The organism is Flagellimonas sp. CMM7, from assembly GCF_021390195.1.
Classification (GTDB): Bacteria; Bacteroidota; Bacteroidia; order Flavobacteriales; family Flavobacteriaceae; genus Flagellimonas.
The window spans coordinates 2,708,945-2,733,388 of record NZ_CP090003.1; the positions used below are offsets into that span (position 1 = coordinate 2,708,945).

The window sequence follows — 24,444 nt, forward strand, 5'->3', positions numbered from 1 at the left end:
GTATTATGATTTATTTATGACTTTGTTATAGAAAATCAAGAACCCGTTCAAGTGCCATTCCGCGAGATCCTTTAATCAGCAAGGTGCCTTTCTTTATAGAATTTTGAATTAGCTCTTTCTTTAAGTCATCAAACGTTTTGAATTTTTTGAAAGAAGTACTGGTTTTATAGAAATTTTCACCAACAAAGTACACATTCTTAAAGGCTATACTTTTTGCTAAATCTGCAATTGCTTGATGTTCCTTTTCTGCATCGACGCCAAGTTCAAACATATCTCCAAGAATGAGAGTCTTGTCTTTTGCATCCATTAGTTTCAGGTTTTCCAGAGCCACAGTCATGCTTGATGGGTTAGCATTGTAAGCGTCAAGAATGATTTTGAATCCATTTTTATCAATAATCTGAGAACGATTGTTTTGCGGTTGATATGATTCTAATGCTATTTTAATTTCCTCAAGGGGAACATTGAAATATTTGCCCATCAAAATAGCTGCGCAGCAATTGGGAAAGTTGTATTTGCCAATGAGTTGTGTTTCTATCTTTTTGTCTTCAACCTCAATAACCACAAATGGATTGGCTTCAATGAATTTTATATTGTAATAATCTGGACGTTCTGTACTGAATCCAAACTTTTTGATATAATGGCCTAGTTTATCTCGTTGTATATCATCATCAGCATTTAAAAAAGCGTGCTTATCATTGAAAATGAGATAATCATAAAGCTCGCTCTTTCCTTGGATTACGCCTTCCACACCTCCAAAGCCTTCTAAATGAGCTTTTCCAAAATTGGTGATGTAGCCATAATCGGGTTGGGCAATACTGCTTAAAAGTGCAATTTCTCTTTTATGGTTAGCTCCCATTTCAACAATAGCTATTTCTGTATCCCTTTTAATGGACAAAAGTGTGAGTGGCACACCAATATGGTTGTTTAGGTTTCCTTTTGTTGCTATGGTGCTGTATTTTCTTGAAAGAACCTCATTAATGAGTTCCTTGGTTGTTGTTTTACCATTACTACCCGTAAGAGAAATAACTTTAGCGGAGCAATGATTTCTATGAAATATGGAAAGTTTTTGTAACGTCTCCAATACATTGTCAACTAGAAAACAATTCTCTACATCTTCATCTTGCTGTTCATCAACAATGGCATATGCTGCACCTTTTTTAAGTGCATCTTCAGCAAATTTATTGCCATTGAAATTTGGGCCTTTTAGTGCAAAGAACAGGCAGTTCTTGGTTATTTTTCTTGTGTCTGTGCAAATAATTGGGTGCTCTAAAAAGAGCGCGTGAAGTTTTTCCAATCTCATAAATCGAAGATAAAAAAAAGCCCTGATTTTAGTCAGGGCTTTTATAAAATACTATTTAAAGTATTATTTTGCTTTTTTGTGTCTTACGGTTTTATTCTTGGTTTTAGACTTAGAACCTACTCTGGACATTGCACATCTGAATCCAACATCGTCAGTTGCCATGTATTGGGGCAGGTATCTACGTTGAGCTGGATCTAACCAAAAAGCTCTGTCTCTCCAAGAGCCTCCCTTGTATACTCTTACTTCATCATTAATTAAAGATGTTCTGTAATTGGAAGTATCATACTGACGAAGGATTTTACCTGTGGAATCACGCTCCACTTTATGTTTTGGAGCATCGTACATTTTTCTGCTATCAGATTCATCACTAAATCTTTCAAAAAACCTGGAAGAGCCTGGGTCACCATCACGGTATCCACGGTTGTCACTAGAAGAGAAATTAGTTCTTAAATAAGTTTCTTGCTCATCTACTGGTACTTCTTTAATTTCTCCAGGAAGATTCAATGCTACAATTTTACCGTTTGGTAATGTATCATATACAATTTCATCTTTAAGAATTTCAACTTTCCCGTCTTCGCCAATGGCTTTCTTTAAGAAAATATTTCCACGGTAATAGTTAAAGTCACTTATTTCATCATCCACAATTGGACGATATACATCGGCAACCCATTCGGATACGTTACCGGCCATTTCATAAAGTCCAAAATCGTTTGGTTTGTATGATTTTACTTGTGCTGTAATATCAGCTCCATCATCTGACCATCCTGCTATTCCGCCATAATCACCTTTGGCTTGTTTAAAGTTGGCCAACTGATCACCACGACCTACGCGCTGTCCATTTCTGGTATAATCACCTTCCCATGGATATTTCTTTCTACCTCTGTAGTTGTTATATTCTCTAGATCCAATAAGGGCTTGGGCCGCATATTCCCACTCAGTTTCCGTAGGAAGCCTATATTCTGGCATTATGATGCCACTACTTCTTTTGGCAAATGAATTAATTGAATCTTTTTTCTGCTTTCCTTGTAGTGAATCTATTTGACCTTCATAAACTGATTCAGGGTTATTCAAATAAGCTTCTGTGCTAAAGGTTCCTCCAATTTCTCCATTCAACACTTTGTATTTTGCGTCTTGAGCCAAGAAACCTTCTTTTTCAAGCATGGCCTCATTAACTCTATCTGTTCTCCATTCCGCATATTGAGAAGCTTGAACCCAATTTACACCAACCACTGGATATTCAGCATATGCAGGGTGTCTTAAATAGTTATTGGTCATGGTTTCATTAAAACCTAATCTGTTTCTCCATACTAAAGTATCTGGCAAAGCTCCGCTATAAATATTTTTATAGTTAGGGTTTTCCGGAGGATATACTGATTTAAGGTAATCCAAGTACTCTAAATACATTACATTGGTTACCTCGGTCTCATCCATGTAGAATGACTGAACATGTTGTTGCGTGGGAGTATTGTTCCAATCGTGCATGATATCATCTTGAACTTTACCTTTGGTAAATGTTCCACCTTCAATGAATACAGTTCCTGGGGGAGTTACTTGCTCCTTAAAATCAGAATTGTATTGAAATCCACCTTCTTTGGCATTTATTTTCCATCCTGTGGCTCTAGAAACATTCTTGGAAGAAGAGGATGAGGAATTTTTACAACTAGAAAAACTTCCCACTATAACAGCGCAAGAAAGTACAACTTTGATAAAGTGTTTTTTCATAATTTGGGCTTGAGTACTTTAAAACCTAGGGTTTCATCCCTAGCTACTTTAACTTGATTTGATTTATTAAAATCTTTGTATTGGCAATAAAACGATGTTTTAACCATAATATTTTGTGCTTGCAAAATAATTATGACAACTATCTAACAAACACTTGCTACGATTTAAACGCTATAGGTTTAAAAATAGTATGAATTGATTAGGGTTTTAACGGTTTAATCTTTCAGGTTAGGGTCCAATTTGCCTAGGAACATGAATGTCATCTTAAAGGTTGGTTAAAAAAAAAGGTGTTAATCACAAGAATTTTTGGAAATGTTCGTTTACATGTAATACGTCTAAGGGTATTCTATACTTTTTAGATGCTCTGAACCTTAACATTTACTAAACGCTAAAAATGAAAAAGTTACTGATATTGGCAGTGTTACTTGTCATAGTCCCGCAGATAAGTGCACAACAAGAAAGAGTAATTACAACAGCTGTCCCATTCTTGACTATTGCTGCAGATGCAAGAGCTTCTGGTATGGGGGACATGGGTGTTGCAACTTCTGTTGACGCATTCTCTCAACAATGGAATCCAGCAAAATTTGCTTTCGCAAACCAAAAAATGGGGATTGGAGTAAGTTATACGCCATATTTGGAAAGTATTGTGAATGATGTTTCCCTTTTAAACGCCAACTTTTATAACAAGGTCAATGATCGTAGTGCGTTTGCTGTAAGCATTCGTTATTTCGGTTTGGGAGAAATAGAACTTCGTCAGACAATAGATGAGGATGCTACCTTGGTAAAACCTAATGAATTTGCTATAGATGGATCTTATTCCTTAAAACTTAGCCAAACATTTTCTATGGCCGTTGGTGGACGATTTATCAGCTCAAACCTTAGATTTCAAGATGGAACGCAAGATTCCCAAGCTGCCAATGCTTTTGCTGTGGACATTGCAGGTTTTTTCCGTTCAAGAGAAATAGCCTATAACAGTTTTGATGGCCGTTGGAGAGCAGGATTTAACATCTCTAATCTAGGTGGAAAAATCCAATATGATGCTGGTGGTCAAGAAAACTTTTTGCCTACAAATTTAAAATTTGGAGCTGGTTTTGATTTTATACTAGATCAAGACAATGTATTGGGACTTACTTCTGAATTCAATAAACTTTTGGTGCCGACACCAAGGGATTTTACAGGAGATGGCTTAATCACTGCAGAGGACAACAACGAATACCAACAAATAGGTTTCTTAAGCGGAGCTTTTGAATCGTTGGGGGATGCTCCTGATGGTTTTGGAGAAGAGTTAAAAGAAGTTACCTGGGCATTAGGAGCAGAATATAGATACCAAGAAGCATTTATGTTGCGTGCTGGATACTTTAATGAAAATGAGGAAAAAGGCGCAAGACAGTTCTTTACTTTAGGTGCTGGTTTTAAGTTTAAGGCAGCTCAGATAGACCTTTCTTATTTATTCTCTACTTCTCAGGTTAGGAATCCTTTAGAAAACACATTACGATTCTCACTTACCTTTAATTTTGGTGAGGAGTATGTAAATGATTAAGAAAGACAATAAAATTATAAGAAAACCTGTCCATCGACAGGTTTTCTTATTTTTGGTCAATACCTAACAACAGAATGAAGAAACAACATATTGGTTTTGAGCTTTCCGTTTACAATAGGGAAGAAGATCTGTCACAAAACGAACAGAAATTGTTAAGTGATGCAGAACATGCTAGAGAAAATGCATACGCGCCTTACTCCAATTTTAAGGTAGGTGCTGCGGTTTTACTGGAAAATGGAGAAACGGTCATTGGTAACAATCAAGAAAATTCATCATACCCTTCTGGACTTTGCGCAGAACGCGTAGCCATATTTCAGGCGGGAGCAAAATACCCAGGTATTTCCATCAAATCTATAGCCATTAGCGCAACCTCAAAAGATTATGTGGTCGATTCTCCGGCTGGCCCATGCGGTAATTGTAGACAATCGATAATAGAGTATGAGCAGAAACAAAAGTCACCTATTTCCATATTGCTTAGGGGCGAAATAGGGGCTATTTATAAATGTGATTCCATAGCTGACATTTTACCTTTGGCATTTAGTAGTTCATTTTTGAGCGATTCTTAAACCAAATCTTTTTACAAAACAGATATATATGTATTTTTGCTTTTCTCCGACGCTGGAGAATTTCATATAATACAACCGTTGATGAAAAAAATCACCAAAGAAGTTTACCTAAAATGGTATGAGGACATGTTGTTCTGGAGAAAGTTCGAGGACAAGTTGGCCGCAGTATATATTCAACAAAAAGTTAGGGGTTTCCTTCACCTATATAATGGCCAAGAAGCAGTTTTGGCAGGTTCATTGCACGCAATGGATTTGACCAAGGATCGAATGATTACTGCATATAGAAATCATGTGCAACCAATTGGTATGGGTGTTGATCCAAAGCGTGTAATGGCCGAGCTTTTTGGAAAAGTAACGGGCACATCCAAAGGTATGGGGGGTTCCATGCATATTTTTTCCAAAGAACATCGTTTTTATGGAGGTCACGGTATAGTTGGTGGACAGATTCCTTTAGGCGCTGGATTGGCCTTTGCAGATAAATACTTTAAAAGAGATGCGGTAACACTCTGTTACATGGGTGATGGTGCAGTTCGTCAAGGTTCTTTGCATGAAGCTTTCAATTTGGCTATGCTATGGCAGTTGCCAGTAGTGTTTATTTGCGAAAACAATGGATATGCTATGGGAACTTCGGTAGCCCGTACATCTTATTCCACAGATATTTGGAAATTGGGACTTGGATATGAAATGCCCTGTGGTCCAGTCGACGGAATGGATCCTGCAATTGTCGCTAAAGAAGTGGATAAGGCCGTAGAGAGAGCGCGCACAGGTGGCGGACCTACTTTCTTAGAGATGAAGACGTATCGCTATCGTGGACATTCCATGTCTGATGCACAACATTATCGTACCAAAGCAGAAGTAGAGGAGTACAAGAAAATAGATCCGATAAGCCAGGTCAAAGAAATTATTCTTGAAAAAGGACATGCGTCTGAGGATCAAATTAAAGAGATTGACAAAAGGGTTAAAGATTTGGTGGCAGAATGTGAGAAATTTGCGGAAGAATCAGATTTCCCTCCAGTACAGCAGATGTATGATACCGTTTACGAACAAAAAGATTATCCATTTTTACAACATAAATTATAAGTAGATGGCAGAAGTAATCAACATGCCTAGATTGAGTGATACCATGGAGGAAGGCACTGTGGCAAAATGGCTCAAGAAAGTAGGGGATAAAATTGAAGAAGGTGATATTTTGGCCGAGATTGAAACGGACAAGGCCACAATGGAATTTGAATCCTTTCATGAAGGAACACTTCTTCATATTGGTGTAGAAGAAGGAGATGGCGCTCCTGTTGATTCACTTTTAGCTATAATAGGTGAAGATGGTGAGGATATTTCTGGATTATTAAATGGAACGGCAACACCTCCAGTTATAAAGGAAGAAGCTGTAATTCCTGAAGTAAAAGAAGAATCTGTAGCTACACCAGTAGCTGTTGCAGCTATTCCAGAAGGAGTTGAAATTATTACAATGCCACGCCTAAGCGATACTATGGAAGAAGGTACCGTAGCAGCTTGGTTGAAAAAGGTAGGAGATACCGTAGAGGAAGGTGATATTTTGGCCGAGATTGAAACAGATAAGGCTACTATGGAGTTTGAATCTTTCTACTCAGGTGTCTTATTACATATTGGAATTAAAGAAGGAGAGTCCGCACCAGTGGATGATGTTTTGGCCGTAATAGGGCCAGAAGGAACAGATGTGAACGCTGTACTTAGTGCTCCATCAGGTTCTAGTGCCAACGATAGTGCTCCAAAAGCGGAAGAAAAAGTAGCCGAGTCCTCTAAAACGCAAGAAGCAACAGCAGGAATGGTTCCTTCACAAAACGGACAGCGTATTTTAGCTTCTCCCTTAGCAAAGAAAATCGCTAGTGATAAAGGAATCAATTTATCAGATGTTACTGGTTCGGGCGATCATGGTAGAATTGTGAAACGAGACGTTGAGAATTATCAACCCTCCACTACAGTTGCACCTGCCGCTACTGCACCTTCAGAAACCGAAGTAGCTGCTCCAATGGCACCGGTTAATTTGCCAGTTGGAGAAGAAAGTATGGAAGAAGTAAAGAACTCTTCCATGCGAAAAGCAATTACAAAGCACTTAGGTGCATCAAAATTTACCGCGCCACATTTCTACCTTACTATAGAGGTGGATATGGACAATGCAAAAGCGTCAAGAGCTCAGATAAACAATCTGCCAGATACCAAGGTGTCTTTTAATGATATGGTATTAAAGGCCTGTGCTATGGCACTTAAAAAACATCCGCAGGTTAACACAACATGGACAGATGAAGCTACTATTTTCAAACACCATATTCATATGGGAGTTGCGGTAGCAGTAGATGAAGGGTTGGTTGTTCCAGTAATAAAATTTGCTGATAACCTTAGTCTAACCCAACTTGGTGCCTCAGTAAAAGATTTGGCGGGAAGGGCAAGATCCAAAAAGATAAAACCAGATGAGATGGAAGGCAGTACCTTTACTGTATCCAACCTTGGAATGTTCGGAATATTGGAATTTACGTCAATTATCAATAAACCAAATTCCGCAATCTTGTCTGTAGGGGCAATAGTGGAGAAACCGGTTGTAAAAAATGGTGAAATTGTGGTTGGAAGCACTATGAAAGTTACATTGGCTTGTGATCATAGAACGGTTGATGGTGCCGTTGGTGCTCAGTTTTTACAGACACTTAGGGCTTACCTGGAGAACCCAGTTACCATGTTGGCATAAAAGAGTCGGTTCCAAAGGTAGTCACGAACAATTAAATATAGAAGCATCCTTTTAAGGATGCTTTTTTTATCTTTAAAAACATAAATTAATTAAGATGAGCAAAGTATTAATCCTTTTCGTGACAGCATTGTTGTTAAACTGTGGATCTGCCCAATTGGTAGAGACCACAACGGCCAATCCGCCATCCACACCTTCTGGCCCAGAAGGAGTAAAAGGTAGTGTTAAAGAAGTTTCGGAAGTAAAGGTTTCAAATGATTCCGAAGCTACGTTTACAGATGCAAAGCAGATTGAAACGTTAATGAATTACTTGGCTTCGGATGATTTAAAAGGACGGGATTCAGGTAGCGAGGGCATTGAAATGGCAGCAAAGTATATTGAAAACCATTTCAAAGCACATGGTGTTACACCTTATTTTAAATCCTATAGAGATACACTTTCTAATTATAAAAAAACGTCATATAACGTTGTTGGAATTGTAGAAGGAAACGACCCAACATTGAAGAACGAATACATTTTGGTTGGGGCGCATTATGATCATATAGGGATTATTACTATTGATAAGGGAGATGCAATTGCCAATGGAGCTAATGACAATGCTTCTGGAACCGCTACCGTAATGGAATTGGCTCGTTACTTTGGAACAAAAAAAACAAACAAACGAAGTTTGATTTTTGCTTTGTTCAGTGCTGAGGAAAAAGGATTGTTGGGTTCAGGGCATTTAGCAAAAAAGCTGAAAGCACAGAATTTAAATTTATACACCATGTTAAACTTCGAGATGACTGGAGTACCACTTAGGGGAAAAGACTATTTTGTCTATATCACTGGCTATAAAAAATCTAACTTGGCAGAGATTAGTAACGGCTATGCAAAGGAAAAACTTGTTGGTTTTTTACCTACCGCTAGAGAGTATAGTTTGTTTCAACGATCGGACAACTACCCATTTCACAAAGAATTTGAAGTGCCATCCCATACGTATTGCACTTTTGATTTCACCAATTTTGACCACTATCATAAAGTGGGGGATGAATTAAGTCTTATAGATTTTGACCATATGGCGACCTTAGTTAACAAAATGCTACCGGTCTTGGAAGGAATTTCCAATGCATCTGGACAAGAAATTAAGATAAATTAATAACCCATTATTGTCATCCGGAGCTTGTTGAAGGAATAGAATAGAAAACTTTTGTATGGCCAACATCATCATAACAGGAACAAGTAGGGGCATAGGTTTGGAACTTGTAAAGCTATTTGCCCATGAAGGGCATCAAGTTTTAGCACTGTCTAGAAACGAAAAGCCAGTTGCTGACCTAAAACTTTCTAATGTTCACAGTTTTTCTTTTAATCTAGGAAATTCCGCCCATTTTGAAAAAATAACTTCTTTTCTTCAGAACTGGAATACTGTAGATGTGCTCATTAACAATGCTGGTAGTTTACTGAACAAACCTTTTTTAGAAACTGCCCAAGAAGAATTTGAAGCAGTGTACAAAGTAAATGTGTTTGGGGTGGCAGAAATGACCAAAACGGTTTTGCCAAAGATGGAGAAGACAGGACATGTGGTCACCATTAGCTCTATGGGTGGAGTTCAGGGCAGTATGAAATTTCCAGGACTATCCGCATATAGTTCAAGTAAAGCCGCTGTGATTACACTTACAGAACTCTGGGCAGAAGAATTTAAAGAAACCGGCCCCAGTTTTAATGTATTGGCTTTAGGAGCCGTGCAAACCGAAATGTTGGAAGAAGCTTTTCCAGGTTACGAAGCTCCAGTGACCGCCTTGGACATGGCAACATATATTAAAGATTTTGCGCTTACCGGCCATAAAATATATAATGGAAAACTGTTGCCGGTATCCTCTTCAACACCCTGATTTTTTTGAATTATCCTTTCTTATAAATATAGAAATCGGCAAATGAAGTTGTTTTGTGGTTTTTTTCATCAAAAGGAAATTTATTGGGAATGTGTTCGATCAACCTAAAATTGGGCTTGTGTTTTTCTACCCAATCTGTAAATTTTCTATGTTTTACATGTACGGCCGTTTTTTCATTTTCCGTGGTGTTTGAAGCGTAGACAATAACATAATTTGAAGACGCATTGAACAAATTGTTCATGTATTCATAAAAGGTTTCATCCTCAATCAAGTGATAAATAACGTCTAGACTAAGCGAAAGGTCAAATATCTGTTGTTGGTATTCGCTAACATGAAAGAATGAAGTAGAAGTGTCATTTTTGAACATTTCCCTACACTTTTCAATAATTGTATTGCTTACATCATAAGCCGTGTAGGATTTAAATTTAAAAAGCTTCAATTGGTTTCCATCACCACAACCAAACTCTACAATCGTTTCCACATTGTTTTCAGCAACAAATTGATTGATGATTTCAGCCTTAAACTCAGCAAGTCTATTATAAGACCCTGCTCCTGAATTACCACCACTGTTGTAGCGATCTTCCCAGTATTGCCTGGACGTTTCAAACTCAATATTTGTTGGGCCCTTTTTTTTGAAAAGAGATGAAAGCATTTGCAGTATTTTGCTCATGTTTTTATGATTTTTAACTGGGGAAAAGTAGTTATACTTCTGTTTCCCACCAAAGAGATAATAAGGTATTTTTATGATACTATTTAGATTGCATGATGATTTTCAAATAAACTATTTTTGACTAGATGGATGATGTCCTACAAAAATACCTTCCAGAGCTTGCAGTTGCGCCCTCTTTTGCCTTGATAAAACAACATGGGGTGCACTTGAAAATTGTTAACCATAGGGTGACCCGTCATGGTGATTATAGGAAATTGCCCAATGGATTACACCAAATTACCGTCAACGCTTCATTAAACAAATATCGTTTTTTGATTACACTGGTGCATGAAATTGCCCACTTGGTTGCTTTTGAAAAATATGGACGTTTTATTAAGCCCCATGGAATTGAATGGAAGCGGACGTTTCAACATTTAATAATTCCTTTTATAAGACCGGAGGTCTTTCCTTCTAAATTATTGCCTGTCATAGCCAATCACTTTAAAAACCCAAAAGCTAGCAGTAGTACAGATGCACGTTTGTCAATAGCGCTAAAAACTTTTGATGTAGAAGAAAGAAAAAACAGTTACGTATTTGAATTGCCAATGGGTAGTACTTTTAGGTTGTATAACGGCCGCTTGTTTAAAAAAGGAAAAAAAAGAGTAAAACGTTATGAGTGCATCGAATTGTCAACAGGTAGATTATATTTGTTCCAACCCAACGCGGAGGTCGAATTGATTCAGGATGCCCACATAGAGCCGCCATTTTAAAATAAAAATATATAATGAACATGAACAAGGACTATTATGCAGTATTAATGGCTGGAGGGGTAGGTTCCCGGTTCTGGCCTGTAAGTACATCGTCTTACCCCAAACAGTTTCATGATATGTTGGGCACAGGTAAAACGCTGATTCAGAAAACATTTGACCGTCTTAACCGGTTCATTCCTACGGAGAATATTTTAATTCTTACCAATGAGCGTTACAACAGTTTGGTTTTGGAACAGCTGCCCATGGTTAAACAAGAACAGGTTGTTTTAGAACCTGCAATGAGAAATACAGCGCCATGTATTTTGTATGCTTCTTTGAAAATTCAGAAAATGAACCCAAATGCGGTAATGATTGTGGCTCCAAGTGATCATTGGATTGAAGATGAGCAGGCCTTTGAAGATGATGTTAAGGCGTGTTTTGATAAATGTGAGAAAGAAGAGGTGCTTTGCACATTGGGTATTCAACCTACATTTCCCAACACTGGTTTTGGTTATATTGAATTTGAAAAAGGGAGTGACGAAAAACTAAAAAAAGTGTCTCAATTTAGGGAGAAACCAGACTACGAAACGGCAAAGGAGTTTTTGGAGCAAGGTAATTTTCTTTGGAATGCTGGAATATTTATGTGGAGTGTATCTACAATTGTAAATGCTTTCAAGAACCTTCAACCTGATCAATTTAAGTTGTTTCAAGATGGAATTTCATGCTACAATACTGTTGATGAGAAGTCATTTATCGAGGAAAACTATGCCAAGGCGGAAAACATTTCAATAGATTATGCTATATTGGAGCAATCTAAATCCATTTTTACGCTACCTGCTACTTTTGATTGGAATGACTTGGGGACATGGGGTGCTCTTTATGATAAATTGGACAAAGATGAAGCGGAGAATGCCGTGGTCAATAGCAAAGTACTCTTGCAAGACGCTAAAGGAAACATGATTCGTTCCCCCAAAGGAAAAATTGTTGTTGTTGATGGATTGGAGGATTACATTATAGTAGACAAAGAAGAAGTTCTGCTTATCTACCCAAAATCTAAACAACAGGACATTAAGACAGTGCTTGGTCAGGTAAAAGAAGAATTTGGCGAGCAATACACATAAATATGAGTGAACATTTGTTTGGAGGGAACGATACTCCCAATCAAGATAGTGGGGATGAAGTAAAAAAAGACTTTAAAGGGCTACTGGGCAGCGTGCGCAAGTTTCTTTCCGAACTTCTGGAAATAAGAACAAATACTGATGCTGTTGCCACTAAAGAATCCATAATCGCAGATATTCCTTTTAAAGGGCATACTTCCTGGATCCTTATCTGTTCCATCTTTATTGCATCCATAGGGCTTAACGCAAACTCTACAGCCGTTGTTATTGGAGCGATGTTGATTTCGCCTTTAATGGGACCCATTTTAGGCATGGGGCTTTCTTTGGCAATTAACGATATTGATACACTACGCAGATCGATGAAAAACTTCGCGGTGATGGTAGTGTTGAGTGTAATTACGGCTTTCTTGTTTTTTTACCTGTTTCCACTACGTGATGAATCTTCAGAACTTTTAGCAAGAACTAAACCAGATATTAGGGATGTTCTAATAGCATTTTTTGGTGGATTGGCCTTAGTGATTGCCAGAGCTAAAAAAGGAACCATAGCCAGTGTTATTTTTGGTGTTGCCATTGCAACCGCGCTTATGCCACCATTATGTACGGTAGGTTTTGGGTTGGCCATAGGCAAACCTTGGTATGCAGCGGGTGCTATGTATTTGTTTACCATAAATACCATCTTTATTGGTTTGGCCACTTTTTTGGTAATCAAGTTCTTAAGGTTTCCAATGGTGCGCTATGCAAATTCCCAAAGGCGGCGATTTATAGCACGAGTAGCTTCAATTACCGGTATTTTGGTTATGATTCCTGCAGGATTTACCTTTTACCAGGTATTCCAGGAATCGTTGTTTAAAAAACAGGCGCAGGAATTTTTACAAGAGACGATTGAGGTATATCAATTTACCGCATCGGGTCGTTATGTGGATAACCTTACCAAAATTCAGTATGTGGATGATGGAACACCTCTAATAGAATTGGTCTGTATGGGAGATGAGTTAATACCAGAAAACATCATCAATACATGGAGAGTGCAAAAGAATGAGTATTCAAGGTTAAAAGATGCTGAGTTCAGAATTTTACAGGGAGGTAAGGATGATTCTCAAGAGAAGTTCAACTATGTTAGCGAGCTTTATGAAAAAAATAAGGCTGAGCTTTTAAACAAAGATGAGCAGATAAGATTGTTGGAAGAGGAAGTTGCCAGTTTGACCAAGAACGCGGGTAAACAAATCCCTTTTAGAAATATAAGTGCAGAGGCAAAAGCGAATTATGAAAATGTTGCTGGATTGGGTTTCTCCTATCAAATACAAACCGATTTTAATAAGTTGGACACCGTTCCTGTTTTTGAAGTGAAATGGAAAGATGGAATTAAAAAGAACCAGAAAGACATTGATGCCAAAAAGATGACAACTTGGTTAAAACTTAGGATTCAGGATAGTACACTAGTGGTTAAAGAAGTGGAATAAAACTCCACCGCCCAATACTAATTCCTTTCTTCAATATACATCTGACGTACTTTTTTAAAGAGTTCTGAAGAGTAAACAAAGTTGGTCACGGCTTCATTGTCAGTCTTAAAGATTTCTTTATTGGTGCCTTCCCATTCTTTATGACCGTCTTTTAGAAAGATAATCTTCTCACCAATTTCCATTACCGAGTTCATGTCATGTGTATTGATGATGGTAGTAATGTTGTATTCTTTGGTTATTTCTTGGATAAGGTTATCAATTAATATAGCGGTCTTGGGATCTAGACCAGAGTTGGGTTCGTCACAAAACAGATATTTTGGATTCATCACAATAGCTCTAGCAATGGCAACTCTTTTTTTCATTCCCCCTGAAATTTCTGAAGGATATTTTTTATGAGCATCAATAAGGTTTACGCGCTCCAAAACAAAATCTACCCGTTCTTGCATTTCAGCTTTAGACTGTTTTGTGAACATACCCAATGGGAACATCACGTTTCCTTCAACGGTCATGGAATCAAATAGGGCACTTCCTTGAAAGACCATTCCCATTTCCTGCCTTAAATCACGCCTTTCATTATTGGATAGTTCAGAATAAAACTGCCCATTATAGCAAATTTGACCTTCTTCGGGCTCAAATAGGCCCAGTAGACATTTTAAAAAGACTGTTTTCCCAGAACCACTTTGCCCAATGACCAAATTTGTTTTTCCATCTTCAAAAGTTGTACTAATACCCTTAAGTACATGGGTGTCTCCAAACGATTTATGAATGTTTTCAACTTCTATCATCAGCCTAGCATTAGTTGTGTAAGGGTATAATTCAGAATAATGATTACCACACTAGTCCATACAAAGGCTGTTGTGCTGGCCTTTCCTACTTCTAACGCTCCACCTCTCATGTAAAAACCATGATAAGATGGCACTGTGGCAATAACAAAGGCAAAAACCAAAGTTTTAATAAAAGAATAAGTAACGTGAAACGAATCAAAATCTAACTGTAATCCCTTAATAAATTCTCCGCTGGGGGCATAACCACCAAAAACCGCAGCAACCCAACCGCCAAGAATACCTACATACATGGCAATTGCCACAGCGAAGGGATACATTAGCATGGCAATTATTTTAGGGAAAACCAGATAATTCAAAGAATTCACTCCCATGACCTCTAATGCATCAATCTGCTCCGTTACTCGCATGGTACCTATACTGGAAGTGATATAAGAACCAACTTTACCGGCCATAATTATAGAAGTAAAGGTTGGGGCAAATTCTAGAATTACCGACTGTCTTGTGGCAAAACCAATCAGACTTTTAGGTAAGAACGGACTGTTAAGATTTAAGGCGGTCTGTATAGTAACAACCCCTCCAATAAAGAAGGCAATAAAAATGATAATGCCCAGAGAGCCAAATATTAACTCATCGATTTCTTTTAAAATCAGGGATCTCATGATTGGCCACTTGGTTGGTTTTTTAAAAACCTCCCATATCATGATGAAGTATTTTCCAATCGCTTCAAGATAGTTCATGCACTAAAAATAGACTTGCAGCCATAAAAATAACAATATTGAGGTGTATTTAACCTTCATTTAAAGTTTTAAAAATATAAATGAATAGTTTTGATGCTATTTACCTATAATTCTAATCATGAGAAAAACAAACCTCTTAGTTATACTACTTGTTTTATTTACTGCCGGCTCCTCATTTGCGCAGCGGAAAGGGAAAAAAGTAACTCCAGAAAAACCCAAGGAAATAGCACATTCCCCAAAATTAGTAGTGGGGATTGTTGTGGATCAGATGCGCTATGATTACCTGACCCGATTTTGGAACCACTACGGTGAAGGGGGATTTAAGCGTTTGGTAAATGATGGGTTTAACTGTGAAGACCACCATTTTAATTATGCGCCTACGAGTACGGGCCCGGGACATGCCTCTGTTTATACGGGTACTACTCCGGCCACTCATGGAATAATAGGAAATAATTGGTACGATAAAACACAGGACAAAAGCGTGTATTGTGCAGGGGATGATACCTACCAATCTGTCGGTACTTCTTCAGATGCGGGAGAAATGTCTCCGCATCGTATGTTGACCACGACCATAACGGATCAATTACGATTACATACCCAAAAAAGAGGTAAAGTTATTGCAGTGTCCTTAAAAGATAGAGGTGCTGTATTGCCCGGGGGACATGCTGCCAATGCGGCTTATTGGTTTGAGGGCGCTGATCAAGGTAAATGGATCAGTAGTACTTATTATATGCAACAACTTCCTAAATGGGTTACTGATTTTAATGGGTCTGGTAAGATAAAAGCATACAAAAAGGCATGGACTACTATAAAAGATATTGATTTATACTTGGAAAGTGGTAACGATAATAATGATTATGAAGGCCTGTTTGAAGATGAAACTACGCCGACTTTCCCCCATAGTACACCAAATTTGCTAAGTAAAGAGAAGGATTTTGAAATTTTGAAATACACTCCTTACGGAAACAGTATTACAGCTGATTTTGCTCTAGAAGCACTCGAAAAGGAAAGTTTAGGTACCGATGCTATTACCGATTTTTTAGCCATCAGCTTTTCCAGTACCGATTACATTGGCCATAAATTTGGCGTGAATTCTAAAGAAATTCAAGATACATATTTACGATTGGATGTTGATTTAGAGCGAATTTTGAACACCCTGGATCAAAAAGTGGGTGAAGGTCAATATACAGTATTCTTGACAGCGGATCACGGGGCCATCAATGTTCCGGCTTATCTAAATGATCAAAAGATTCCGGCTGGATATGTAGAAATGGATGCGAATAAAGAAAAGTTTGATGAATTCTTAAAATACAAATATGGAACCACGGACATTGTCAAGGGAATAAGTAATCATCAATATTTTTTGGATAGAAAAGTGATTGATAACCTTGATATGGATTTGGAGGATGTACAAGAGGAAATTGCATTTGAATTATTGGGATATGAAGGCATTGCCAAAACCTATACAGGTTATCAAATGTGGCAAAATGAATATACTAAAGGAATATCGAGCATTATACAAAATGGATGGAATCAAAAACGTTCTGGTGATGTGATTTACGTGTATAAACCTGGTTTTATCTCATATCATAGAACTGGTTCTACCCATGGCTCACCTATGATTTATGATACTCACGTACCATTGTTGTTTTACGGGAATGGCATCAAAAAAGGAAGTACAACAAACCGTACAGAGATTCCTGATATTGCACCTACGGTGGCAACTTTATTGGGGATAGCATTCCCAAATGGAACTACAGGTAAACCGATAGGTGAAGTTTTGGAATAGTTAAATGTGATGGATGAAGCACGGAATAGAGATAGTAAATAGTGGCTATTGATGAGTTAGATCATCTTTGAAAAAATACCTTTCCAACGATATGTTCTAATAAAGGCACCTTCTTTATGATCTACATACCTTGCAGGTTGGTTGATGATGGCTTTTAGGTAACCAAGAATCATTTGAATATATAAGTATGGGTTTTTGGATTGCCAAGCCATTTTTAATGCCGCTATTTTGGTGAGAACAATACCATACCGCATTTTATAGAGCGCTTCTCCTTTAGCTTGATAGTTTTTGATACTGTAACCATGACCGGTGTGGCGTAAATGCTGTACATGCAATGTAGAATCCGTTAAGGTTTCAAAATCGTGGTATTTTGCTAAAAGGACATCCACGGTATCCCATCCTACCCCGGGGCGTAAACCTTCTATTTTAGCAAAGCAAGCTTTGTGGTACAATTTTATGGGACCGCGGATATGGTTTTTATCTGCAATGTGCTCATACACCCAATCTTTTCCTTTTTTCACATAAAGTAAGCCAGAACACATTCCCAATTTCCAATTGCTTTGAAAATGGTTTAATATGGTTTCAAAATAATTGGTAGGGAGAATAATATCTGCATCAAACTTGCCTATCAAGTTATAATTTGAGGCATGTTTCAATCCAAAATTAAATGTATCCACCACTTTTTTTCCTGGAATATGCTCATCTGCTGACTTTCGTTGTAAAACGGTTATCCAATTAAACCTTTCGCTATAATCTGAAGCAATTTTGAAGGTAGCATCACCGGAATTATCATCTACCACGATTACTTCATCTGGGGTACGGGTTTGGGCAACAAACGAATCCAGACAAGCAGAAAGATAGGACGCTTCGTTATGTGCAGGGATGATGATGCTTATTCGCATGAGTCAAAATTCCAAAAAACAATGGAGATAAACTAATCATTTGTCATTTCTGAATGACCTAAACTATCATTTACGTTCTGCGTAAACCATGTAATACCTAGGGGTGAAAAACCGTAGAATTGGTCGTATCCCTAATTTTTTAGTAGGATTGGTCCATTTAGTAGAATCTTTAATTGTCCATCCTGCCTTTTCCAAGAGCCAATCAAACTGCCAATCTTCAAACTCATGATAATGTCTGTCCCAAGGGTCGGTTTTACTTCTATATGCAGATGAAAACCACAATCGCATGGGGATGCTTGCAACTAGTTTCTTTGCTTTTATTTCCTTCAAAACATTAAAAGGAGCTACCAAGTGCTCAAAAATTTCAAAGGCTGTGATGACTTCAGCTTCAGAATTACTGACTTTTTCAAAATCAATATCCAAATCCTCGCCTCCAGTATTATCCACCTGATATCCGTTGGATTTCATGATTTCAGAAAATGGATTTTCTACCCCTAAATCTAAAATGGATTCAGAAGTATTAATGTGTTTTTGTAAAAAAGCTATGGTATGCCTGTAGCGTTTGTTTGGAAAGTTGTTTTCGTACATCTAATATTTATAAACGATGGCATTGATATTCATACCAGCGCCAACGCTTGCAAAGATAATAACATCTCCCTTTTTTACTTTATGATGCTCAAATTCTCCTTTGCTCACCAAATCATAAAGAGTGGGTACTGTGGCAACAGAACTGTTACCCAATTTATGTATGCTCATGGGCATAATGTCTTCAGGGGCCGCTTTATCATACAATCGATAAAACCTTTTTATGATGGCTTCATCCATCTTTTCGTTTGCTTGATGAATAAAAATTTTCTTTACTTCATCTATCTGAACACCGCTTTCATCTAAGCATGAGGCCATTGCCTGCGGTACATGGGTACATGCAAATTCATAGATTTTACGTCCATGCATTTTTATATATCGGGTATCTGGACATCCTTCGTTATTGTAGGTCTTATCAAAAAACAGATAGTAAGCTTCCTCATTAGCGTATGTTGCCGAAGTGTGTCCCAAAATTTCCCCTGAAGCTGCATTTGCCTCAATAATAGCAGCTCCGGCACCGTCTGAATAGATCATACTGTCACGGTCATGCTCGTCCAACACCCTAGAGAGTGTTTCTCCACCGATTACCAAACATTTTTTGGCCATTCCACTTTTAATAAATGCATAAGCTTGAATAACACCTTCTATCCAACCGGGGCAACCAAAAAGCATGTCATAAGCCACACATTTTGGGTTTTTGATTTTAAGTAGATGTTTTACCCGTGTCGCTAGACTTGGTAGGGTATCTCCTTGATTTTTTCCATGGGTCAGATCTCCAAAATTGTGTGCGAAAATGATATAGTCAATGTCTTCTTTATCAATTCCAGCATCTTCAATGGCTTTTTCTGATGCAAGGTATCCTAGGTCAGATGTTTTTAGCTCTGGATTTGCATATCGTCTTTCTGAAATTCCAGTAATTGCTTTAAATTTTTCTATGATTACGGCATTATCATTTCCAAAAGTGGTTCCATCCGTTCCAAGAAATTCATGTTCTAAAAAATCATCATTTTTTGTTACGATTGATGGAATATAACTTCCTGTGCCTGTTATGCCAATTTTCATGCTGAGGTTTTAAAATTTAAATATAATTGTTTACAGCTCCCGTTACTATGCACGCATAATAATTGCTACGATGTTCAAGTTTGGTTTTACATTTCTGCAAACAAAAAAAAGCCTTGGGTTATGGACTAAACCAAGGCCTTTTACTAATAAATATAATGTTTTGCTACACTTCTGCGTATGCTTCTATTGGTGCGCAGGTACAAATCAAATTACGATCCCCAAAAGCTTCATCTGTTCTTCGGATGGTAGGCCAGAATTTATTTTCTGAAACAAAGGGTAATGGGAATGCAGCTTTTTTCCTACTGTATAGGTAATCCCATGTGTCGCTAGTGATCATTTCCAATGTATGAGGTGCATTTTTAAGGACATTGTGTTCATCTTCTGAACTTGCTTCATCAATTTCTTCGCGTATGGACAACATAGCATTGCAAAACCTGTCCAGTTCTGCAAGACTTTCACTTTCAGTAGGTTCTATCATAATGGTTCCTGCCACGGGAAAAGATACCGTAGGAGCGTGGAATCCGTAATCCATTAGCCTTTTGGCTATGTCCGTTACTTCCACTCCATGCGCCTTAAAAGGCCTACAATCAATAATCATTTCGTGGGCAGCTCTTCCCTTTTCACCAGCGTATAACACATCAAATTTTCCTTTTAATTTGTCTTTGATGTAGTTGGCGTTTAGGATGGCTATTCTAGTGGCATCTGTTAGCCCTTCGGCCCCCAACATTTTAATATATCCATAGGAAATTAAACAAGCCAAAGCGCTTCCCCACGGAGCTGCTGATATGGCTGTAATTGCTTTTTCTCCTCCAGTTTCCACTACTGGATTGGTTGGAAGAAAAGGCACCAGTTGTTCTGCAACACAAATAGGGCCAACTCCAGGGCCACCACCACCATGTGGGATGGCAAAGGTTTTATGAAGGTTAAGGTGGCATACATCTGCTCCAATAACCGCTGGATTGGTTAAGCCTACTTGGGCATTCATATTGGCACCATCCATGTAGACTTGCCCGCCGTGCTCATGGATTAACTTGGTTATATGAATTATAGAAGATTCAAATACCCCATGAGTTGAAGGGTATGTTACCATTAAGGCCGCAAGGTTTTCTGAATGCAACTGAACTTTTTCTTCTAAATCGACAACATCAATATTTCCTTTTTCGTCAGTTTTGGTGACTACTACTTTCATGCCTGCCATAACTGCGGAAGCTGGATTGGTTCCATGTGCAGATGCAGGAATGATACAGATGTTCCTGTGTCCTTCTCCTCTAGATGCATGATAGGCCCTTATGGTCATTAATCCAGCATATTCTCCTTGCGCTCCAGAATTTGGTTGTAATGATGTAGCTGCAAAACCGGTAATCACATTTAATTGTTCTTCAAGTTCTTTTAGAACTTCTTGGTATCCTTCTGCTTGATTTAATGGTACAAAGGGATGAATGTTTCCCCAATTTGCCCAACTCAACGGGAGCATTTCTGAAGCAGCATTCAATTTCATTGTGCAACTACCCAAAGAAATCATGGAGTGGTTTAATGCCAAATCCTTGCGCTCCAATTTTTTAATGTAGCGCATCAACTCAGTCTCGGAATGATACGAATTGAAAACTTCGTGTTCTAAAAAGGGAGTTTGACGTTGTAATGTGTTAGGGATAGCTACTTTTATGTCCGTTGTCTGAGAAATAACTTGGGACTCCGTAAAACAAGAAACTAAAAGTTTGAAATCATTATCCGAGAAAGCTTCATTCAAGGAAATTGATACCGTTTCAGTATCAATGTAGTTTACATTTATGCCTTTGCTTTCTGTTACTTCCCTAAGCTGTTTTGCATCTGGTACACTAACATTTATTGTATCAAAAAATGCAGTGTTGGTTTGTTTAAAACCAGATGCTTCAAGGGTTTGAGAAAGCACTTTGGTTTGGGCATGAACCTTGTTTGCAATATATTTTAATCCATTAGGGCCATGATAAACAGCGTACATTCCAGCCATTACCGCCAATAATACCTGTGCTGTACAGATGTTGGAAGTGGCTTTGTCTCTTTTTATGTGTTGTTCCCTTGTCTGCAATGCCATACGCAACGCAGGATTGCCATCAGTATCTTTTGTAACCCCAATAATTCTACCGGGAATATTTCTTTTATAATCTTCTTTTGTAGCAAAAAAGGCTGCGTGAGGCCCACCATATCCCAATGGAATTCCGAAGCGTTGCGTGGTGCCCACTACCACATCCACTCCCCATTCTCCGGGAGGTGTAAGTAATACTAGGCTTAAGATATCTGCTGCTACAGCAACTTTGATATCATTGGTTTTGGCTTTTTGCACAAATTCAGCATAATCATGCACCTGTCCATGCTTGCCCGGATATTGCAATAAAGCTCCGTAGAAACCATTTGAGAAATCAAATTCTTCATGGTTTCCAATGACCAACTCTATTCCTAAAGGTGTAGATCTTGTCTGGAGTAGGCTCAATGTTTGGGGAAGTACTTCTTCAGAAACAAAAAACTTTAATGTGCCATTTTTCTTTTGTTGTCTTGAACGAATGTCAAAAAGCATGGTCATAGCTTCGGCTGCTGCAGTACTCTCATCCAATAGAGATGCGTTTGCCAATTCCATTCCTGTTAAATCACACACCATCGTTTGGAAATTCAACAAAGCTTCTAAACGTCCTTGTGCAATCTCCGCCTGGTATGGCGTATAGGCCGTATACCACCCTGGATTTTCAAGAATATTTCTTTTGATTACAGAGGGAGTCAGGCTTTCATGATACCCCAAACCAATATAGGATTTGAAAACCTTGTTCTTCTCAGATAATTCCTGAAGGTGTGTCAAAAATTCATGCTCGCTTATACCTTGAGGGAGTTTCAATGGTTCTTTGAGCCTGATATCATCCGGAATGGTTTCATAAATCAACTGTTCCAAGTTTTCTGCACCAACCGTTTCACACATAGATTGGAGGTCTCTTTCTGTAATCCCAATATGCCTTGAGGCAAACACTTCTGTATTCATATTCAATTCAATAAAGTCCACAAAATTAGGGATTAATTCAATGAAAATAAGCAATTTTGACAATTGCCAAATCAAAGTTGTTAACCATGAATCAACCTTTTTGTTTGGTAACCAGATTCTGTTTAATGCGAACGTTGCGAACCATTTTTGATTTTTACCTAGATGCCAGTATTCATACAGCTTTGGCGGTGGTTTCTTTGGTTTTGGTAACAGTACTTCTATTAAACATTCCTGTTGATTTTTCTTTGATTGGGTTTATTTTTTGCAGCACTATAGTCTGCTACAATTTTGTAAAATATGGAGTAGAGGCAAAGAAGTATTTGATTGTGTCCAATGTTTACCATAAAAACATTCAAATTTTTAGTTTTCTGGCCTTTGTATTTGCCCTTTATTTTTTAGTAGACCTTACTAAGGAAATCTGGTTGGCCGTTGTTGGATTAGGCCTGCTTTCAACTTTATATGCTGTTCCATTTTTGCCTAAAGCTAAAAACTTGAGAAGCTTGGGCGGGTTTAAAATTTATGTTGTAGCCATTGTTTGGGTAGGGTTTACAGTACTATTACCTGTTTTAGAATCCAAAACTCCCATTACCTGGGATTTGTGGGTTTTGTTCAGCCAAAGATTTGTTCTTGTGTTGATTCTAATCCTTCCTTTTGAAATAAGGGACCTACAATGGGATGATAAGCGTTTAAAGACATTGCCGCAAGTAATAGGGAGTCAAAAAACTCGGGTAATGGGCCTTCTATTAATTGTTTTATTCATTCTTCTCACTTTTTTAAAGGACGAATTATCTGTTAGAGAAATTATAGCACGCTTTTTTGTGGCCATTCCCTTAACAGTGGTTTTTCTTTTAAAAAATAAAATGGAGGATAGCTATTTCGCTTCATTTTGGGTTGAAGGAATACCTATTCTTTGGGCAAGTTTTTTCTTATTGATAAATGAGCTCTATTAAAGGTGTTTTTCTAAATCCTTGCGCATTTCTTCTTTATCACTTTCTGAAAGTACATTAAGGCCCGCACGGTCACATAGAGAAGTGAGCGCGGTGTTTTGCTTTGTGAATTTTGCGCAAGCTTTACATGAGAGAATGTGCAAACGGAGTTTTAGAATTTCCCAAAATCCAGCTTCTTTATATTGTGATTTGTTGCATATATTCGATGCTTCATCACATGAAATCTTCATATCTAATACCAATTTTGATTTAGGCAACCCATAAGGGCTGTTCGCGCTCTATGGATCATTACCCACAAGTTGGACGGATTAATTCCTAATTCATTACAAATATCTTCAGTACTCATTCCTTGAATGGTCTTCATATTAAAAACCAAGGATTGTTTTTTAGGCAATTTTGAAATACACTCTTGAATGGCCAACCCTAATTCTTCATTTTCCAATGTGTTGTCACCATCTTTGCTAAAAGGATCTGCTACTTGCTCCTCTAGCCAATCACCTTCGGAATCTGCATTAGCATTGTAATTCATACGAACCTCTGCTTTACCCTTTTTAGAGTTTATCTTTCTGTAATGATCAATAACCTTTCTTTTTAGGATAGCTATCAACCACGTGCGTTCTGCCGCATCTCCTTTGTAATTTTTAGCTGAGTTAAGTCCTGCAAAAAAAGTTTCTTGTACTAAATCTTTTGCTATTTCCGCATCACTGACGCGAGCCACTGCAAAGTTGAACAAGTAATCTGCATATTGATCTACCCATGTTTCGGGTTTAAGTTCGTAAGCTGCCATATTTTTTTCAAGAAGTACCAAATGTAATAGATTTTAGTTAATGATTTCATGCTTTGTCTATTACAAACGACTTTAAAAAGTATCACGAAAAGTTCATGAAAGTAAAATTTAGCTTATTGTTATGACTTTTAGAAATCAACAAACACGAAAAAATTATGCGT

At 37.9% G+C, this 24,444-nt stretch carries 22 protein-coding genes; 11 read left to right on the forward strand and 11 right to left on the reverse strand.

All coding sequences use genetic code 11. The features are described from left to right. Nucleotides 1-25: 25 nt before the first annotated feature. Entirely contained in the window at nucleotides 26-1,300 is a 1,275-nt protein-coding gene (murF, locus tag LV704_RS12245) for a UDP-N-acetylmuramoyl-tripeptide--D-alanyl-D-alanine ligase (RefSeq protein ID WP_163423639.1), read from the reverse strand. A gap of 63 nt (nucleotides 1,301-1,363) precedes the next feature. Then, nucleotides 1,364-3,022: a gliding motility lipoprotein GldJ gene (gene gldJ, locus LV704_RS12250; RefSeq protein ID WP_163423638.1), complete on the reverse strand. Its 1,659-nt coding sequence runs from the start codon at nucleotides 3,020-3,022 to the stop codon at nucleotides 1,364-1,366. Between the two features lie 394 nt (nucleotides 3,023-3,416). On the opposite strand from gldJ, the gene porV reads away from it, so the two are divergent. The 6 genes from porV (at nucleotide 3,417) to LV704_RS12280 (ending at nucleotide 9,709) form a co-directional block, all read left to right on the forward strand. Continuing rightward, nucleotides 3,417-4,562 (forward strand): type IX secretion system outer membrane channel protein PorV, encoded by a 1,146-nt coding sequence (porV, locus tag LV704_RS12255; protein ID WP_163423637.1) that lies wholly within the window; start codon nucleotides 3,417-3,419, stop codon nucleotides 4,560-4,562. Between the two features lie 74 nt (nucleotides 4,563-4,636). Beyond that, the gene (cdd, locus tag LV704_RS12260; protein WP_163423636.1) at nucleotides 4,637-5,128 is read left to right on the forward strand and encodes a cytidine deaminase; all 492 of its coding nucleotides are present in this window, start codon (nucleotides 4,637-4,639) and stop codon (nucleotides 5,126-5,128) included. A gap of 81 nt (nucleotides 5,129-5,209) precedes the next feature. Beyond that, entirely contained in the window at nucleotides 5,210-6,208 is a 999-nt protein-coding gene (pdhA, locus tag LV704_RS12265; RefSeq protein ID WP_163423635.1) for a pyruvate dehydrogenase (acetyl-transferring) E1 component subunit alpha, read from the forward strand. A gap of 4 nt (nucleotides 6,209-6,212) precedes the next feature. Further along, complete coding sequence (locus LV704_RS12270) at nucleotides 6,213-7,844, forward strand: pyruvate dehydrogenase complex dihydrolipoamide acetyltransferase (protein WP_163423634.1); 1,632 nt, start codon at nucleotides 6,213-6,215, stop codon at nucleotides 7,842-7,844. Between the two features lie 94 nt (nucleotides 7,845-7,938). Then, nucleotides 7,939-8,976 (forward strand): M28 family peptidase, encoded by a 1,038-nt coding sequence (locus LV704_RS12275; RefSeq protein ID WP_163423633.1) that lies wholly within the window; start codon nucleotides 7,939-7,941, stop codon nucleotides 8,974-8,976. A 55-nt stretch (nucleotides 8,977-9,031) separates the two neighbouring features. Next, complete coding sequence (locus LV704_RS12280) at nucleotides 9,032-9,709, forward strand: SDR family oxidoreductase (protein WP_163423632.1); 678 nt, start codon at nucleotides 9,032-9,034, stop codon at nucleotides 9,707-9,709. A gap of 10 nt (nucleotides 9,710-9,719) precedes the next feature. Here LV704_RS12280 and LV704_RS12285 read toward each other — a convergent pair whose 3' ends face one another. After that, complete coding sequence (locus LV704_RS12285) at nucleotides 9,720-10,379, reverse strand: methyltransferase domain-containing protein (protein WP_205597907.1); 660 nt, start codon at nucleotides 10,377-10,379, stop codon at nucleotides 9,720-9,722. Between the two features lie 125 nt (nucleotides 10,380-10,504). Between LV704_RS12285 and LV704_RS12290 the strand changes: the two genes are divergently transcribed. From LV704_RS12290 to LV704_RS12300, 3 genes are read left to right on the forward strand one after another with little or no spacing between them, the layout of a single operon-like run. Then, nucleotides 10,505-11,128, forward strand: a complete 624-nt coding sequence (locus LV704_RS12290; protein WP_163423631.1) for a SprT-like domain-containing protein — start codon at nucleotides 10,505-10,507, stop codon at nucleotides 11,126-11,128. A 20-nt stretch (nucleotides 11,129-11,148) separates the two neighbouring features. Beyond that, complete coding sequence (locus tag LV704_RS12295; RefSeq protein WP_163423630.1) at nucleotides 11,149-12,228, forward strand: mannose-1-phosphate guanylyltransferase; 1,080 nt, start codon at nucleotides 11,149-11,151, stop codon at nucleotides 12,226-12,228. Between the two features lie 2 nt (nucleotides 12,229-12,230). Continuing rightward, the gene (locus tag LV704_RS12300) at nucleotides 12,231-13,685 is read left to right on the forward strand and encodes a DUF389 domain-containing protein (RefSeq protein WP_163423629.1); all 1,455 of its coding nucleotides are present in this window, start codon (nucleotides 12,231-12,233) and stop codon (nucleotides 13,683-13,685) included. 17 nt (nucleotides 13,686-13,702) lie between these two features. On the opposite strand, the gene LV704_RS12305 is transcribed toward LV704_RS12300, so the two are convergent. Further along, on the reverse strand, nucleotides 13,703-14,470 hold the full coding sequence (locus tag LV704_RS12305) for an ABC transporter ATP-binding protein (protein WP_163423628.1): 768 nt from the start codon (nucleotides 14,468-14,470) through the stop codon (nucleotides 13,703-13,705). Next, nucleotides 14,470-15,207: an ABC transporter permease gene (locus LV704_RS12310; RefSeq protein WP_163423627.1), complete on the reverse strand. Its 738-nt coding sequence runs from the start codon at nucleotides 15,205-15,207 to the stop codon at nucleotides 14,470-14,472. Before LV704_RS12310 ends, LV704_RS12305 begins: the two co-directional genes overlap by 1 nt. A gap of 118 nt (nucleotides 15,208-15,325) precedes the next feature. On the opposite strand from LV704_RS12310, the gene pafA reads away from it, so the two are divergent. Continuing rightward, nucleotides 15,326-16,996, forward strand: a complete 1,671-nt coding sequence (gene pafA / locus LV704_RS12315; RefSeq protein WP_163423626.1) for an alkaline phosphatase PafA — start codon at nucleotides 15,326-15,328, stop codon at nucleotides 16,994-16,996. 56 nt (nucleotides 16,997-17,052) lie between these two features. Here the strand turns inward: pafA and LV704_RS12320 are convergent, their stop codons facing one another. From LV704_RS12320 to gcvP, 4 genes are all read right to left on the reverse strand, one after another. After that, entirely contained in the window at nucleotides 17,053-17,898 is an 846-nt protein-coding gene (locus tag LV704_RS12320; RefSeq protein WP_163423625.1) for a glycosyltransferase family 2 protein, read from the reverse strand. A gap of 66 nt (nucleotides 17,899-17,964) precedes the next feature. After that, nucleotides 17,965-18,486 carry a class I SAM-dependent methyltransferase gene (locus tag LV704_RS12325; RefSeq protein ID WP_163423624.1) on the reverse strand — a complete coding sequence of 174 codons (522 nt, stop codon included), beginning with the start codon at nucleotides 18,484-18,486 and terminating at the stop codon, nucleotides 17,965-17,967. Further along, nucleotides 18,487-19,545: a 3-oxoacyl-ACP synthase III family protein gene (locus LV704_RS12330; protein WP_163423623.1), complete on the reverse strand. Its 1,059-nt coding sequence runs from the start codon at nucleotides 19,543-19,545 to the stop codon at nucleotides 18,487-18,489. A 163-nt stretch (nucleotides 19,546-19,708) separates the two neighbouring features. After that, entirely contained in the window at nucleotides 19,709-22,549 is a 2,841-nt protein-coding gene (gcvP, locus tag LV704_RS12335) for an aminomethyl-transferring glycine dehydrogenase (protein ID WP_163423657.1), read from the reverse strand. Nucleotides 22,550-22,674: 125 nt separating this feature from the next. On the opposite strand from gcvP, the gene LV704_RS12340 reads away from it, so the two are divergent. Further along, entirely contained in the window at nucleotides 22,675-23,499 is an 825-nt protein-coding gene (locus LV704_RS12340; protein ID WP_163423622.1) for a hypothetical protein, read from the forward strand. Here the strand turns inward: LV704_RS12340 and LV704_RS12345 are convergent. Both LV704_RS12345 and LV704_RS12350 read right to left on the reverse strand, forming a co-directional pair. Then, on the reverse strand, nucleotides 23,496-23,726 hold the full coding sequence (locus LV704_RS12345; RefSeq protein ID WP_163423621.1) for a hypothetical protein: 231 nt from the start codon (nucleotides 23,724-23,726) through the stop codon (nucleotides 23,496-23,498). The two genes, LV704_RS12340 and LV704_RS12345, sit on opposite strands and share 4 nt — an antisense overlap. Nucleotides 23,727-23,728: 2 nt before the next feature. Then, complete coding sequence (locus LV704_RS12350; protein WP_163423620.1) at nucleotides 23,729-24,283, reverse strand: sigma-70 family RNA polymerase sigma factor; 555 nt, start codon at nucleotides 24,281-24,283, stop codon at nucleotides 23,729-23,731. Nucleotides 24,284-24,444 lie beyond the last annotated feature (161 nt).

Bases quoted from the DNA above. Each gene is read 5' to 3' on its own strand.
- gcvP (WP_163423657.1), bottom strand. From the start codon at position 22,549: ATGAATACAGAAGTGTTTGCCTCAAGGCATATTGGGATTACAGAAAGA.
- LV704_RS12340 (WP_163423622.1), top strand. From the start codon at position 22,675: ATGCGAACGTTGCGAACCATTTTTGATTTTTACCTAGATGCCAGTATT.
- LV704_RS12310 (WP_163423627.1), bottom strand. From the start codon at position 15,207: ATGAACTATCTTGAAGCGATTGGAAAATACTTCATCATGATATGGGAG.
- LV704_RS12300 (WP_163423629.1), top strand. From the start codon at position 12,231: ATGAGTGAACATTTGTTTGGAGGGAACGATACTCCCAATCAAGATAGT.
- pdhA (WP_163423635.1), top strand. From the start codon at position 5,210: ATGAAAAAAATCACCAAAGAAGTTTACCTAAAATGGTATGAGGACATG.
- murF (WP_163423639.1), bottom strand. From the start codon at position 1,300: ATGAGATTGGAAAAACTTCACGCGCTCTTTTTAGAGCACCCAATTATT.
- LV704_RS12295 (WP_163423630.1), top strand. From the start codon at position 11,149: ATGAACAAGGACTATTATGCAGTATTAATGGCTGGAGGGGTAGGTTCC.
- LV704_RS12275 (WP_163423633.1), top strand. From the start codon at position 7,939: ATGAGCAAAGTATTAATCCTTTTCGTGACAGCATTGTTGTTAAACTGT.
- pafA (WP_163423626.1), top strand. From the start codon at position 15,326: ATGAGAAAAACAAACCTCTTAGTTATACTACTTGTTTTATTTACTGCC.
- LV704_RS12350 (WP_163423620.1), bottom strand. From the start codon at position 24,283: ATGGCAGCTTACGAACTTAAACCCGAAACATGGGTAGATCAATATGCA.
- LV704_RS12270 (WP_163423634.1), top strand. From the start codon at position 6,213: ATGGCAGAAGTAATCAACATGCCTAGATTGAGTGATACCATGGAGGAA.
- LV704_RS12285 (WP_205597907.1), bottom strand. From the start codon at position 10,379: ATGAGCAAAATACTGCAAATGCTTTCATCTCTTTTCAAAAAAAAGGGC.
- LV704_RS12280 (WP_163423632.1), top strand. From the start codon at position 9,032: ATGGCCAACATCATCATAACAGGAACAAGTAGGGGCATAGGTTTGGAA.
- cdd (WP_163423636.1), top strand. From the start codon at position 4,637: ATGAAGAAACAACATATTGGTTTTGAGCTTTCCGTTTACAATAGGGAA.
- LV704_RS12290 (WP_163423631.1), top strand. From the start codon at position 10,505: ATGGATGATGTCCTACAAAAATACCTTCCAGAGCTTGCAGTTGCGCCC.
- LV704_RS12325 (WP_163423624.1), bottom strand. From the start codon at position 18,486: ATGTACGAAAACAACTTTCCAAACAAACGCTACAGGCATACCATAGCT.
- LV704_RS12345 (WP_163423621.1), bottom strand. From the start codon at position 23,726: ATGAAGATTTCATGTGATGAAGCATCGAATATATGCAACAAATCACAA.
- gldJ (WP_163423638.1), bottom strand. From the start codon at position 3,022: ATGAAAAAACACTTTATCAAAGTTGTACTTTCTTGCGCTGTTATAGTG.
- LV704_RS12330 (WP_163423623.1), bottom strand. From the start codon at position 19,545: ATGAAAATTGGCATAACAGGCACAGGAAGTTATATTCCATCAATCGTA.
- porV (WP_163423637.1), top strand. From the start codon at position 3,417: ATGAAAAAGTTACTGATATTGGCAGTGTTACTTGTCATAGTCCCGCAG.
- LV704_RS12305 (WP_163423628.1), bottom strand. From the start codon at position 14,470: ATGATAGAAGTTGAAAACATTCATAAATCGTTTGGAGACACCCATGTA.
- LV704_RS12320 (WP_163423625.1), bottom strand. From the start codon at position 17,898: ATGCGAATAAGCATCATCATCCCTGCACATAACGAAGCGTCCTATCTT.